This window comes from Methylosinus sp. PW1 (genome assembly GCF_000745215.1).
In the GTDB taxonomy this organism is placed as follows: domain Bacteria; phylum Pseudomonadota; class Alphaproteobacteria; order Rhizobiales; family Beijerinckiaceae; genus Methylosinus.
On record NZ_JQNK01000009.1, the window covers coordinates 394,457 to 407,907 of the forward strand.

Sequence of the window (13,451 nt, forward strand, 5' to 3'; positions counted from 1 at the left end):
CAACGGAAACGGGACCGCCGCAGCCGATTCACGTCACGCATTGCCGCGGCGGCCGGCCTCGAACAGGAACCATATCCGCCTTTCGGCCTCGTCTATGTAATTCTCCAGCAGGCTCGCCGTGGCGACGTCGCCGCGCTCGTCGCAGATGGAATGCGCCTCGCGCATGCGCGCCGCCAGCGCGCCATTGTCGTCGCGCAGCTCCGCCAGCATGTCCTGCGGATCGACATAATCGGCGTCATTGTCGAGGATGCGCTGCAGCCGCGCGATATGGCCGATCGAGCGCAAGCTGGTGCCGCCGACCTTGCGCACGCGCTCGGCGATCTCGTCCGTCGTCGCGAAAATCTGCGCGCCCTGCTCGTCGAGCAGCAGATGATAGTCGCGAAAATGTGGGCCGGAGACGTGCCAGTGGAAATTCTTCGTCTTGAGATAAAGGGCGAAAACATCCGCCAGCACGGCGTTGAGCGCGCCGGTAAGGTCGCGCGTCGCCTCGGGCGAGAAGCCGGTCGGCGTCTCGAGCGCGGCCTTTTGGCGGGAACGAATTTCACGGTTTGTCATGCGTCGCTACTCCTCGGGCGGAGGGCTGGATCGCTATGACAAGATATGCCGGCGCCTGCGGCTTCCCATGGCTGGACGCGGATTTTTTGCAGAGCGCGGATTCTTTTGCGGCTTGCGCGCGCGCCTCAGCCGGCCGAGACGCCGGGAAGCTCGCGCGCGGGCTCGGCCGCAGCCGGCTCGGCCGCGGAGCGGCGCGTCGGCAGGCGGTGGATAGTCGCCGATTCATGCTCGTCGTCGCGGTCCATCCGCGACAGATCCTGACGCACCATCAGAACGAAGAGCGCGAAGGCGATGGCCGACATCGTTCCGATCGTCACGTCGAGGACGGAGAAGCGCCACAGCCGCGCCTCCACAACCTGCGGGCCGAGCCAGCAGGCGAAGAGGCTCCAGGCCGCGACCAGAATGCGGAACTCGGTCGCGCCCATGCCGCCATAGGACAGTCGATGCACGCCGGCCGTCGCCACGCGCAGATAAGTGTAGGAGCTCATCAGCAGATAGAGCGAGAGCACGAACAGCGCCGAGGGAAGCGTGAAATAGGGCGAGACGCCGAGGCCGACCACGATCAGGCTCTGCGCGATCAGATCGCTCGAATGATCGAGCAGGAAGCCGTAGCGCGGACGCTCGATCCCGCGGTAGCGGGCCAGAGTGCCGTCGAGCGAATCGCCGAACCAGTTCAGGAACAGGCCCGCCACCACCAGTGTGAGGAAACCGGCCGACCAATGGCTGAGCGCGAAGCCCGCCGCCGTCATCGCCGCGCCGACCAGCCCGGCCGCCGTCAGATGATCCGGCGTGGTCCAGGCGGGGAGTCGCGGGGCCAGCGCCTGCAGCACGCGCCGCTCGCCGATCGCCAAAAGGCTCGTGTTCAATCGGTTCGCCAAGAAACCCCCTCGAAAACCAAGCCCACCGTCGCGACCGCGAAACTCTCGCCGGGATCACGACTCTTTTTTGCACTGCAATATCGGCGCCCGGGAGATTGCCCCGCGCCCACCCCCTCCGTCAACCGTTATTGCCACCCTTACGGTTGAATTCGGAGAGGACAAGTCCGGCTGCGTCACTTCACCGCAGCGCCGACCGCCGCGCCCTGAATCGCCGGCTGCGTCAGCATGGAGACGAGCTGGAACGCCTTGGCGATCTCGGTCACAGGCGCATTGGACACATACAATATATCCTTGTCCCGCATCGCGAATCGCCGCGCCGTGAACAGCGACGCCGGATTGCGCATGTCGAGATGATAGGCGACCGGAATCAGCCGTTGCGAAGCCAGCAGCGGCGAAACGGTCGGGTAATCGGCGATCACCGCCGTCGGCTCGTAACGCAGCACGAACAAGCCGCTCGGATCGGCGCGCTGATCGGAGAGGCCGCCGGCCTTGCCGATCGCCTCCTCCAGAGTGATTCCCCGCGCGTCGAAAGGCACGACGGCGTTGGCCCCGGTCGCGCCGGCGACCGTGAAGGTCTGCGGCGTCCGCTCCACCGTCAGCACATCGCCCGGACGCACGAAAATATTCTCGCGCGGATTGGCGAGCAGCGCCTGGATCGGCGCGCGCGCGGTGCGGTCGCCGCGCGTCAGGCTGACGAAGGTCTCGTGTACCGGCGAGCGAAAGCCGCCGGCCTGGGCGATGACGTCCATCACGCGGTCGCCGCGCAGCGTCAGCGGCACGCGCGCGCCCTGCGTCACCTCGCCCGTCACCGTCGCCGTATTGCTGATGTTGCGCGACACATTGACCAGCGCCTGCGGCTCGATCGCCTTGCCGCGCAGCCGATCGATGATGACCGCCTCCACCTCCTGCTGGGTGCGGCCGGCGACCTGTATCCGCCCGGCGTAGGGAACCGTCACCGAGCCGTCGCGCCCCACCGTCTGATCGGGAATCGCCGCCGAGCGCGAGCCCGGACTGGTTCGATCCGTCGCCGGCGAGGAGAAGAGGCCGCCCGCGGCCGCCTCCCATAGAGTGATCTGCAGCGTGTCGCCGACCCCGATCGGCTGCGAGGCCGGCGGACGATAATCGCCGAAGGAGCCGCGCAGGCCCGGCGCGCCATGCTTGGCCAACGCCGCCACCACCTGGCCGTCGATCTCGACGAGGGCGAAAGCCGTCTCCGGCTGCGATTCGCTCGGCACGCCGGCGGTCATCACCGCATCGCCCGAAGGGCCGCTGCCCGGAAGCAGGCTGCAGCCCGAAAGCAGGGCCGCCGAAACCGACACAAGCCCGAAAATACGAAGCGTCTTCAAAACCACGCCGCCCCCGACCAATGCTCCGAGCCGCTCCCGAAGCTTCGCCGCGCGCCCAAATGACCCCGTCTCTTTGGCGAACACAAGGCCCGACGCGCCGCGCCGGCTCTTTATCGCCCGGCTGTGGCAAGTTCGCTACAGCCTATGGTTAACAAAATGCAGGCGCCTCGAGATCGGCTCTCGCGGAAGGAGTTCGGATTTCCGGCGCGAATTCCGACCGATCGGAGGACTTTGCTCGTGAGGGAGCGCTCAAGCGGCCGCGACGGCGGCGTCCGTAAAAATATCGTTGTAGATATCGATGGTGCGCCGAAATCCCTCGGCGATGCCGATGCGCGGACGCCATCCCAGCGTCTCCAGCCGCGTCGTGTCCGGAGCGGAACGCTGAACCACGCTCGGCAGATAGCCGGTGAGCGGAACGCTCGAGCGCAGCGACAGGCCGCGCTCGGGATAGAGGCCGACCAAAGTCTCGGCGAGCCCGCGGACGGAAGCGACCGCCTCGCCATTGCCGACATTATAGGCATGGCCGGCCTCGCCATTCAGCAGCACGGCGAAGAAGGCGCGCGCGGCGTCGGCGAGATAGCAGAAGGCGCGCTCGGCCGATCCGTCGCTATTGAGGACGATGTCCCGCCCCGTCACAATGTCGCGCACGAAATCCGCGAAGACGCGGCCGTCGTCGAGCCGCATGCCCGGCCCATAAGTATGGAAGGGCCGCACGATGACCGCCTGCGTCCCATATTGCACGCAATGGGCGACGCAGAGCGTCTCCCCCATGCGCTTCGACTCGGCGTAGCAGGCGCGCTGCGTCGCCGGATCGAGCCGGCCGAAGACCGTCTCCTCCACCGGCTGGGCCTGCGGCGGCAGCGCGCCATAGACCTCGGAGCTGGAGAAATAGAGGAAGCGGGAGGCGTTCTTGCGCCGCGCCAGATCGAGCAGGCGCGAGGTCCCGATCACATTGGGCGCCGCCGTGCCGACCGGATCGACTCCATAATAGCGCGGGCTCGCCTGGCTGGCGGCGTGGACGATCATATCGACCGCGCCGGGCGGATCGAAGGGCTCCACCACATCGCCTTCGACGATCGTCAGAGCGCGATTGTCGAGATGCGCGCGAAAGCGGCGCTCGGCCTTTTCCCGCGAACGGACCAGCGCCAGCACATTCGGGACGATGTCGGGGCGGCTCTCGGCGAGAGCGAGAAGAGTGTCGACCATCATCGCCGGCAGAAAGCCATTGGCCCCGGTCACGAGAATGGTGCGCCCGGCGAGCCGCTCCCAGGGCAGATCGGCGGTGAGAATATCGGCGATATCCGCGCGATAGAGCGGATGATTCAGCAAAAGCGCGCCATCGGGAGCCGCATTCATGCGCGCGCTCCGATCTTGCGGGCGTCGCGGCCGGCGATGAGCGCGCGCGCCTGCGCGGCGATGGCGGCGGGATCGAGCCCGGCGCGCCGGCGCAGCGTCTCCGTGTCGCCGACGAGGCTCGGAAAGGCCTGCGGCGCGGTGAGATCGACGAAGGCCTCGCCCATCCCGCGCGCGAGAAGCGTCTCCATGACGCCGATTGAAAGCGGATTGCCGCGATAGCCCTCGAAGACCGACACGACCGGCGCGCCGGTCAGCAGCGCGGCGAATGCCTCCGTCGGGAAAGGCTGAACGATCGGAACGCTGACGACAGCGGCCTCGATCCCCTCCCGCGCCAAAGCCTCCGCGGCGGCGAGACATTGCGTCACCGAGCCGCCGCTCGCCGCCAAAGTAACATCGGCGCCGCGGCGCGCCGCGAAAGCCGCCGTCTGCGGCGAGAAGATCGGCGCGCCATAAGAGGCGCCGCTCTCGCGAGCGATGCGGAAATAGGCGGGGCGCGGATCGTCGAGCAGCGCCGCGTAACAGCGATCGAGCTCGGCGGCGTTGCCCGGATTGGCGACGATGAGATCGGGCAGCGCCGCCATGATCGTGGCGTCCTCGAGCGCGTGATGCGACGGACCGAGCGTGCCGTAGGAGAAGCCGGCGCCGACGCCGATCAGCCGCACGGCGCGGCGTTGATAGCAGATGTCGTTGCGAATCTGCTCGAGGCAGCGCGCCGTCATAAAGGGCGCGATGGAATAGGCGAAAGGCCGAAAGCCGCTGGCGGCCAGCGAAGCGGCGACCGACACCATATTGGCCTCGGCGACGCCCATATTGACGAAGCGCTCGCCGAGCGCCTGCTCGAGCGGCTCAACGAAGGAGAAGCCGAGATCGCCGGTCAGAAACACGATTCTGGGATCGACGCTGGCGTCCGCCTCGATGAGCTCGATGATCCGCTTGCGCATCAGGCGAGCTCCAGATCGGCGGCGAGCGCCGGCTTGTAATGCGAGGCGACGGTGTTCTCTATGCGGGCGACGCCCTTGCCCTTCACCGTATGGGCGAGGATGACGCGCGGACGTCCGCGCCCGGGCCGCTCGAGCGCCGCGACCAGCGCCGCCCAATCATGGCCGTCGAGCTCGATCGTCTCGAATCCGAAGCTGCGCCATTTGGCGCCGAAGGGCTCGAGGTCCATCACCTCTTTCGTCGGCGCCAGCGATTGAATGTGGTTGTAATCGACGATGGCGGTGAGCGAGGAGAGCTTGCGCGCTCCGGCGAAGAGCGCCGCCTCCCAGGTGGAGCCCTCGTCGCATTCGCCGTCGGAGAGAATGCAGAAGACGCGATGATCGCCGCCGCGCAGACGATGGCCGAGCGAAAAGCCCGCCGCCAGCGATAGGCCATGGCCGAGCGAGCCGCTGGTGGCGTCGATCGCCGGGACCGCCTCGGTGAGGCCGACATGGCCCCAGAGCGGCGTGCCATTCTGCAGATAGGCGTCGAGCAGGCTCGGCGCGACGAGTCCATATTGCTCTAGCGCGGCGTAATAGGCCATGGCCGCATGGCCCTTGGAGAGAATGACGCGATCGCGGTCCGCCGCGCTGGCGGTCGCCGGACGCAAATCGGAGACGGCGAGCACGGCGTCGAGAATCTCGACGACGCCGAGCGAGGAGCCGAGATGAGCCGAATTGGCGCTATAAGACATGGAAATGACGCGCCGCCGCGCCGCGGCGCAACGCGCAGCCGCCGCTACGTCGTCATGCGATAGGGGCGAATGTTTCCGGCCCCGCGCCGAGCCTGCTCTCGCCATCGGTCATGTCCTCGCCATTTTCGCGGCCACTATGCCTTTCGAAAGGTTAACGCTTGGCTTAAGGCCGGCGACTCTCGCTCGGACTTGCGCGCCGACGACGATATGCGACAATGATAAAATCGTCCGAAGCGCAATTGATCTGGCGGAGGCAACCGCGGAGTGCGTCGCACATGAAGACCGCCGATCATAAAGCCGGGCATTATCAGAGCTTTCTGGCTCCGGCCGAACAAAGGCTCGTGCGCGCGATCGTGATCGAGCTGCCGGAATCCGTGACGCCTCTGCAGCTGACCCGCATCGGATTGTTCGGCGCCTGCGTCGCCGCCATGGCGCTCGTCGGCTGCCGCTGGTCGGCGCTGTGGATGCCCTTGATTCCGCTCGGTGTCTTCCTCAACTGGTTCGGCGCGGCGCTGGACGGCCGGCTGGCGCAGCATCGCAAGACCGCCGATCCGCAGCTCGGCCTCGTCGAGCACACATTCGATCTCTTCTCGCAAATATTGCTGATCGTCGCCTTCGGCGCCTCGCCCTTCTTGTCGATCGAGTCGGCCTTCGTCGTGCTGATCTGCTATCTGCTCTTCTCGGCCTATACTTATATTCGCGCGATCGTCCGCCACGTTCAGCAAATGGCCTATATCGGCCTCGGCGCGACCGAGTTTCGCCTGCTGATGGCGCTCTGGCCCTTCGCCGCCCACGCCATGGGAATAGACGAGACCAATGACGTCGGCGTGTCCCGGCTCGACGCCGCCATCATGATTTTGGCGGGCCTTGCCATTTGCGGGCTCGCGATCAAGGCGCTCTCCGACGCGCGCCGTGTCGCGATGGACGAGAGCGGCCGGGGCGTCTGAGCCCAGCCGCCCGCCGCACGCCCTCCATTTTCCTCGAAAAATGCAGGCTCTGGCGCGAAAGTCGTCGCGCGCCGGCGTGAACGTCGCTATGGACGCCTGCCCAAGAGCGAGGAAAATAGTTCCCGAGATAATTGTGATTCGCGGCCTGCCGGCGAAACGTCGGCCGATTTGGCGCGACGATGTGAATAGAGATGTCTCGGCCGCCGAGACGGGAGAGACAGACCAAGATGAAACTCGATTCGAGAAGCTGGGCTTTGGTCGCGGGCAGCGCGCTCGTCGCGGCTGCAGGCATGTTCGCTCTGAGCCGGGCCGGCTTTTTCTCGGCGCCGGACCCCTCCTCGCTCTGGTCTTGGTCGCTCGACAATTGGGAGACGACGGCGGACGGCGCCTCCGGCGAGCGCTTTCGCATCGCCCATGAGCCGCTCGCCTTGGCGCGCAATCTGGCGCTGATCTCCGTCTCCTTCATCGGCGTCGTGCTGGGAACGCCGCGCGTGGTGGAGATCGTCACGCGCTCGGGGCGCGCCGGCGCCGCGGCGGCAGGAGCGCCGGAGGATTTCGCCAAGACGCGGCGGCTGATCGACAGCGAGCTCGGAACGATTCTCACTCTGGTGCGCTCGCATCTCGACAGCAACAAGACCTATTCCGCCGCCCTTGTGAAAGGCCATAAGGAGCTCACCGCGACGACGAGCCCGGATCAGATCCGCGCCGCCATCGTGCTGCTGATCGCCGAAAATCAGAAGATGCTGCGCGAGACCGAGGAGCATCAGCGCCGGCTCGAGGACTCGCAGCGGCAGATCAGCGAATTGCGCGCCGAGCTGGCCGAGACGCAGGAGCTCAATGTCCGAGATTCGCTGACGCAAGTTTTCACGCGCCGCCATTTCGACGAGACGCTGGCGCGCGAGGCGAAGATCGCGGCTTCGTCCGACAGCGCCTTGAGCCTCATCATGGCCGATATCGATCATTTCAAGAAGATCAACGACGGCCACGGCCATCTCATCGGCGACGAGGTGCTGAAAAACTTCGCCAGGACGATGACCAAGCATGTCGAGGAGAAGGACACGGTCGCGCGCTATGGCGGCGAGGAATTCGCGATCATCATGCCCGCCGTCTCCTATGCCGAGGCGAAAATGGCGGCCGAGCGCATTCGCGCCGAATTCGAGACCAAGAAATGGGCGATCAAGGGCGGCGCGCCGATCGGCCGCATCACCGCCTCCTTCGGCGTCGCCCAGCTGGCGCCCAATGAGAGCGCCGAGAATCTGATCCAGCGCGCCGACGCCAAGCTCTATGTCTCCAAATCGCGCGGCCGCAACATCGTCACCGTCGACTCCGACCTCTCGCCCCGTTGAATATTTCGACCAGACTGGTAGATTTATCCTGCGAGGCGCGCGAGGCGCTTTTTTCCCACCGAAGGCGACGAGCATGGAGACGAGCCGTTCCGGCGCTCCGGCCGACAGCGCGGCGACGATCGCCGAGCTTTTCTATCTGAAGCCGACCGGAACCAAGCCGGTCTCCTACACATTCGAGCCGCCGCCGGGCGCCGGCTGGCAGAGCGGCGAATATTTGCCGCAGCAGACCAGCATCTCCGATGCGCGTCGCCACGCTGCCGACGCCGCCATAGATCGCGAAGGATTCCAGCTCCTCGCGGCGCCGACGATGGTCGAGGATTTCTGGAGCGAGGCGCAATTGCGCGCGATCTATTATCCCGAGACCGAGGCGCTGCTGAAGGAGGCGCTCGGCGCGCGCGAGGTCCATATCTTCGACCATACGCTGCGCAAGCGGATGCGCCCCGGCCCGCTGAGCTTTCGGCGCTCCGTCGACGGCGCGCCGCGCGAGCCCGTGGGCCGCGTCCATGTCGATCAGACGCTCCAATCCGCGCCCAAGCGCCTGCGCGAGATCATGGGGGATGCCGCGGAGCGCTTCTCGCGCCCGCGCTTCGCCATCATCAATGTGTGGCGACCCTTGTTCGGCCCGGTGGAGGACGCGCCGCTCGCCGTCTGCGACGCCCGCAGCGTCGCGCCCGGCGATCTCGTCGCCTGCGATCTCGTCTTCCGCGACCGGCGCGGCGAGACCTACGCCCTCGCCTATTCGCCGCAGCAGCGCTGGTTCTATTATCCGCGCATGCGCCGCGGCGAGGTTCTGCTGCTCAAATGCTATGATTCCCGCGCCGATGTGGCGCGCTTTTCGCCTCACACCGCCTTCGACGATCCGGCGACGCCGCAGAACGCCCGCCCCCGCGAGAGCATAGAGCTGCGCTGCTTCGTCGCTTTCGACGAATGACCCTCGCCGCGCATGCGGCCGAGCCTCGAGGACGAAAAATGAACGATATTCCCTATCGCGCCGCGCTCATCATCGGCGCCGGCCCCGGCGTCGGCGCCTCGCTGGCGCGGCGCTTTTCCGCCGCCGGGCTGAAGGTCGGCGTCGTCGCCCGCGACGCGCAGCGGCTCGCCCCCCTTGCGGCGGCGACCGGCGCCGAGGGCTTCGCCGCCGACGCCACTGATCCGGCCTCGGTCGCGGCGCTGTTCGAGGCGGCGGAGGCGAAGCTCGGAGAGATCGACGTCGTCGTCTACAACGCCGGCGCGCGCATCCGCGGCGCGCTCGCCGAGCTCGATCCAGAGGCGGTGCGGCGCGCCTTCGACGTCAACGCCTTCGGCGGGTTTCTGGTCGCGCGCGAGGCGGCCAAGCGCTTCGAGAAGCTCGGACGCGGCGCGCTCTTCTTCACCGGCGCGACCTCGAGCCTGAAGGCCTATGCAATCTCCGCCCCCTTCGCCATGGGCAAGTTCGCGCTGCGGGCGCTGGCGCAGAGCGCGGCGCGCGAATTGGGGCCGAAGGGCGTGCATGTCGCCCATATCGTCATAGACGGCGTGATTCGAGACGCCGGCCGCGTCGATCCCGCCGATGCGACGCTCGAGCCGGACGCCATCGCCGACGCCTATGTCGATCTCCTGCGCCAAAAGCGCAGCGCCTGGTCCTTCGAGGTCGAGCTTCGGCCATGGTGCGAGAAATTTTGACAAAAGCTGAATCTGCGGCGCGACAAAATGTCGCAAAGTGGACCAGGGCGTGTTAACGTGAGCCGTCGACCCAGGGCGAGCGCCCGCGAGGAGCGGCCGCTCGTCCCCATAACGACGAATAAAATGGGGAAAGCGCTCATGAACACGATTACGGCTATCCTATCGATCGTCGCGACCTGCGCCGCCGTCACTGCCGCGATCACCGCTTTCGCGAATATGTGACCCGAGCAGTCGTTCGGAGGGCCTGCGAGCGTTCGTTTCTTGCGCAGCCCCGCCTCACTCAGGTCTCGCCGACGCACATGCGCCGGCGAGGCGCACGATCGGTTCAGGGAATCTCTTCTACATCCGCGAGCCAGGCGGCGGCGCTGGAATCGCTCGGCGCGCGCCAGTCGCCGCGCGGCGACAGCGAGCCGCCGGAGCTGACCTTCGGCCCATTGGGCAGAGCCGAGCGCTTGAACTGGCTCGTCGCGAAGAAACGGCGCACGAAGACGCCGAGCCAATGCTTGATCTCCTCGACGTCATAGGCGTGGCGTTCGTTAGCCGGAACATCGACGGGCCAGCGGCCGGCTGCGGCGTCACTCCAAGCGTGAAAGGCGAGGAACGCCGTCTTGGACGGCGCGAAGCCGTAGCGCGTCGTGTAGAAGAGATTGAAATCCTGCAGCGCATAAGGGCCGACGATATCCTCCGTGCGCTGCACGCTCGCGCCCGGCACCAGCTCCGGCGAAATCTCCGTGTCGAGAATGTCGCGCAGCACGGCGACCGTCTCGGCGCCGAAATGGGCGTCGCGCGCGCACCAGCGAATGAGATGCTGGATCAATGTCTTCGGCACTGAGGCGTTGACATTGTAATGCGACATTTGATCGCCGACGCCATAAGTGCACCAGCCGAGCGCGATCTCCGAGAGGTCGCCCGTGCCCAGCACCAGCGCGTCGTGCCGATTGGCGAGGCGGAACAGGAGAGAGGTCCGCGCGCCGGCCTGCACATTCTCGTATGTCGTGTCATATAGCGGCTCGCCGCGCGCGGCGGGATGGCCGATGTCCTCGAGCATCTGCCGGCAGGCGGCCGTCACATCGATCTCCTGGGCCGAGACGCCGAGCGCGCGCATCAGCCGCCAGGCGTTGGCCTTGGTGCGGTCGGTGGTGGCGAAGGCCGGCAGCGTGAAGGCGAGAATATTCTCGCGCGGCAGGCCCAGCGCATCGAAGGCGGTGACGGCGACGAGCAGCGCATGCGTGGAATCGAGCCCGCCCGAAACGCCGATGACGAGGCGCTGAAAATTCGCCGCCGCGAGCCGCTGGCGCAGGCCGTGCGACTGAATGTTGAAGGCCTCGAAGCAGAGCTCGGCGAGGCGCGCTTCGTCGTCCGGCGCGAAGGGAAAGCGCGCGACCTCGCGCAGCAAGCCGAGATTCTTGTCGCGCGGCGCATGCAGCTCGAAGGCGATGCGGCGAAAGCTGGTGGCGCCAGCCTCTATGTCCGCGCAATCGCCGAAAGTGACTTGGCGCATGCGCTCTGCCGCGAGCCTGCCTAAGTCGATGTCGGCGAGAATGAGCTGCGGCTCATCGGCGAAGCGCTTCGCCTTGGCGAGCAACGCGCCATTCTCATAGATCATCGCCTCGCCGTCCCAGGCGAGATCGGTGGTCGATTCGCCCTGCCCCGCGGCCGAATAGAGATAGGCGGAAAGGCAGCGCGCCGAATGGGCCGAGCAGAGCGTCGCGCGATAATCGGATTTGCCGACAATGGCGTTGCTGGCCGAGAGGTTGAGCAGCACGGTCGCGCCGGCGAGCGCCGCCCGCGTCGAGGGCGGGATCGGAACCCAGACGTCCTCGCAAATTTCCGTATGGATCACGAGGCCGGGAAAATCGCTCGCCTCCAGCAGAATGTCGGAGCCGAAAGGCGCGGTCTGGCCGGCGATCTCCATCTCCTCGCCGGCGATGAAGGCGCCGGAGGCGAAATGGCGCTTCTCGTAGAACTCGCGATAATTGGGCAGATAGATTTTCGGCGTGACGGCGAGAATCTCGCCGCGCCGCAGAATCACCGCGCAATTATAGAGGCGCCCGCGCCAGCGCAACGGCGCGCCCACCGCGATCAGCGGCTGCAATGCGCGGCTCGCCTCCAGCAATCGCCCGATCGCCGCTTCCACGGCGTCCAGCAGCGCGGTCTGATGCAGGAGGTCGTCGATGGCGTAGGAGCTGAGCCCGAGCTCGGGGAAAAGAACCAGCGACGCGCCTTTGGCGTCCGCCTCGCGGGCCATGTCGATCGTGCGTGCGACATTGAAAGCGGGATCGGCGACGCGCGTGCGCGGGCCGGCCACGGCGACGCGAACGAAGCCATGCGAATGGAGCGAGAAGAAAGGATGCGTCATGCGCGCGATTATAGGGCCGCGGCGGCCATGGCGTGAAGGCGCGGCGGCGCGCCTAATTCACGGAGATTGGTTTCGGCGAGATTATTTCGTCCAAGCGTCCAGCGCATCGGCGAAGACGCGCTCGCCGCCGGGGCCTTTCTCCAGCGAGATCGTCGCCGCGCGGCCATCCTCGAGCTGCAACGGCAGATCGAGGACCATGGGGGAGCGCAGCAGCACGACATTGCGCGCCTCGCGATTGCCGCGCAGCAGGCCGATGAGAAAGGCGTTGTCGGTAATCGGCACGGGAACGCCGGCGACCTGCTCGCCCGACTGCGCCTCCGGCCGGCGCATCTGGATCGGGCCGATCGCCTTTATGCGCTTCAGCTCATTGCCCGGCCCGAGATTGAAAGACAGATTCACCGTATGCGAGGCCGAGAGCGTCGGATCGAGATTCTTCTGAATGACGATCGTCGTCTTCAGCTTGGCGGTCGGGAAATCGATCTCGCCGCGGATCGCCGGCGAGACCGGCTCGCCCGGCCCGGCCGGCATGCTGTCCAGCCGCCAAACGACGGTTCCGGGGTAGGTCTTGACCTTGGCGGCCTCTTCCGGCGCGGCGACCCAGAGCTCGGCCTTTTGCGCGACGGCGACCGGCTGGCTGCGCTGCTCCGAAGGCGCGCGCGACGGCGGAGGCGACGCGTCGCTCTCGCCGCCGATGCGATCGGCCAGCTTGCCGCCCTCGCCGCTCTCAACGGCGGAAGGTTCCGGCTGCAGCTTGGCGAGATCCTCCGGCCGCTCGCGGAATTGCAGCGCCAGAACGGCGACCAGCGCCACCACGGCGGCGAGCACGCCGCCGATGACGATGACGCGGCGCGAGACGCTGGTGGGCTCCGGTAGAGGCGGTAGCGGCGCGGGAGGCCGCTGCGGCTGCGTCGGCGCCTCTTCCACCGGCTTCTCGGCCGGCGCTTTCTCGGCGGGGACAGGCTTTTCCGGTTTCGGCTCGGCGTCTATGGGCTCCGCCACGACGGGCTCTACGCTTTTGACCGGCTCTTTCTTCTCCGGCTCGGGAGCGCGCTTCTCCTTGGGCGCCAGCGCGGCGACGGGCTCTCGCCCGGTCTGCTCGCGGACGACCTCGAGCTCGAGGCGCGCGATGGCCTCGTCCAAAGCGCGGCCTTCGGCCTCTATGTCCTCCTCGGCGACGGGAGGCTGAATGCTGCGAAGCTGGTTGAACAGCGCCTTGCGAGCCCGTTCATAGACCGCCTGCCGCGTCTGAGGCGCAGATTGCGGCAGAGCGGCGACCGCGCGAGCGAGCAGCGAATAATAGTCGGCCATGGGGCTTCTAAGACCACCTCGG

Annotated in this window: 12 protein-coding genes; 4 read left to right on the forward strand and 8 right to left on the reverse strand. The window is 66.9% G+C overall.

Going from position 1 to position 13,451, the window contains the following annotated elements:
- Nucleotides 1-33: 33 nt before the first annotated feature.
- The 6 genes from K369_RS11210 to K369_RS11235 form a co-directional block, all read right to left on the reverse strand.
- Nucleotides 34-555: a Dps family protein gene (locus K369_RS11210; protein WP_018265712.1), complete on the reverse strand. Its 522-nt coding sequence runs from the start codon at nucleotides 553-555 to the stop codon at nucleotides 34-36.
- A 125-nt stretch (nucleotides 556-680) separates the two neighbouring features.
- Complete coding sequence (locus K369_RS11215) at nucleotides 681-1,433, reverse strand: CDP-alcohol phosphatidyltransferase family protein (protein WP_036291191.1); 753 nt, start codon at nucleotides 1,431-1,433, stop codon at nucleotides 681-683.
- A gap of 173 nt (nucleotides 1,434-1,606) precedes the next feature.
- Nucleotides 1,607-2,680 carry a polysaccharide biosynthesis/export family protein gene (locus tag K369_RS11220; RefSeq protein ID WP_245278177.1) on the reverse strand — a complete coding sequence of 358 codons (1,074 nt, stop codon included), beginning with the start codon at nucleotides 2,678-2,680 and terminating at the stop codon, nucleotides 1,607-1,609.
- A gap of 348 nt (nucleotides 2,681-3,028) precedes the next feature.
- On the reverse strand, nucleotides 3,029-4,135 hold the full coding sequence (locus tag K369_RS11225) for an NAD-dependent epimerase/dehydratase family protein (RefSeq protein WP_051949218.1): 1,107 nt from the start codon (nucleotides 4,133-4,135) through the stop codon (nucleotides 3,029-3,031).
- Complete coding sequence (locus K369_RS11230) at nucleotides 4,132-5,076, reverse strand: transketolase family protein (protein ID WP_051949219.1); 945 nt, start codon at nucleotides 5,074-5,076, stop codon at nucleotides 4,132-4,134. Before K369_RS11230 ends, K369_RS11225 begins: the two co-directional genes overlap by 4 nt.
- Entirely contained in the window at nucleotides 5,076-5,912 is an 837-nt protein-coding gene (locus K369_RS11235) for a transketolase (RefSeq protein ID WP_256380985.1), read from the reverse strand. The genes K369_RS11230 and K369_RS11235 overlap by 1 nt, the downstream gene beginning before the upstream one ends.
- Before the next feature lie 170 nt (nucleotides 5,913-6,082).
- Between K369_RS11235 and K369_RS11240 the strand changes: the two genes are divergently transcribed.
- The 4 genes from K369_RS11240 to K369_RS11255 all read left to right on the forward strand — a co-directional run bounded on the left by K369_RS11240 (nucleotide 6,083) and on the right by K369_RS11255 (nucleotide 9,762).
- Entirely contained in the window at nucleotides 6,083-6,754 is a 672-nt protein-coding gene (locus tag K369_RS11240) for a CDP-alcohol phosphatidyltransferase (protein WP_036291194.1), read from the forward strand.
- A 227-nt stretch (nucleotides 6,755-6,981) separates the two neighbouring features.
- Entirely contained in the window at nucleotides 6,982-8,100 is a 1,119-nt protein-coding gene (locus K369_RS11245) for a GGDEF domain-containing protein (RefSeq protein WP_245278178.1), read from the forward strand.
- 73 nt (nucleotides 8,101-8,173) lie between these two features.
- The gene (locus K369_RS11250; protein WP_036291199.1) at nucleotides 8,174-9,031 is read left to right on the forward strand and encodes a CmcJ/NvfI family oxidoreductase; all 858 of its coding nucleotides are present in this window, start codon (nucleotides 8,174-8,176) and stop codon (nucleotides 9,029-9,031) included.
- 38 nt (nucleotides 9,032-9,069) lie between these two features.
- Nucleotides 9,070-9,762 (forward strand): SDR family NAD(P)-dependent oxidoreductase, encoded by a 693-nt coding sequence (locus K369_RS11255; RefSeq protein WP_036294919.1) that lies wholly within the window; start codon nucleotides 9,070-9,072, stop codon nucleotides 9,760-9,762.
- A gap of 325 nt (nucleotides 9,763-10,087) precedes the next feature.
- Here the strand turns inward: K369_RS11255 and K369_RS11260 are convergent, their stop codons facing one another.
- Together K369_RS11260 and K369_RS11265 are read right to left on the reverse strand one after the other, a co-directional pair.
- A complete protein-coding gene (locus tag K369_RS11260) occupies nucleotides 10,088-12,121 on the reverse strand; it encodes an NAD(+) synthase (RefSeq protein ID WP_036291206.1) in 2,034 nt (677 codons plus the stop codon).
- An 81-nt stretch (nucleotides 12,122-12,202) separates the two neighbouring features.
- Nucleotides 12,203-13,429, reverse strand: a complete 1,227-nt coding sequence (locus tag K369_RS11265; protein ID WP_036291208.1) for a hypothetical protein — start codon at nucleotides 13,427-13,429, stop codon at nucleotides 12,203-12,205.
- Between the last annotated feature and the right edge of the window lie 22 nt (nucleotides 13,430-13,451).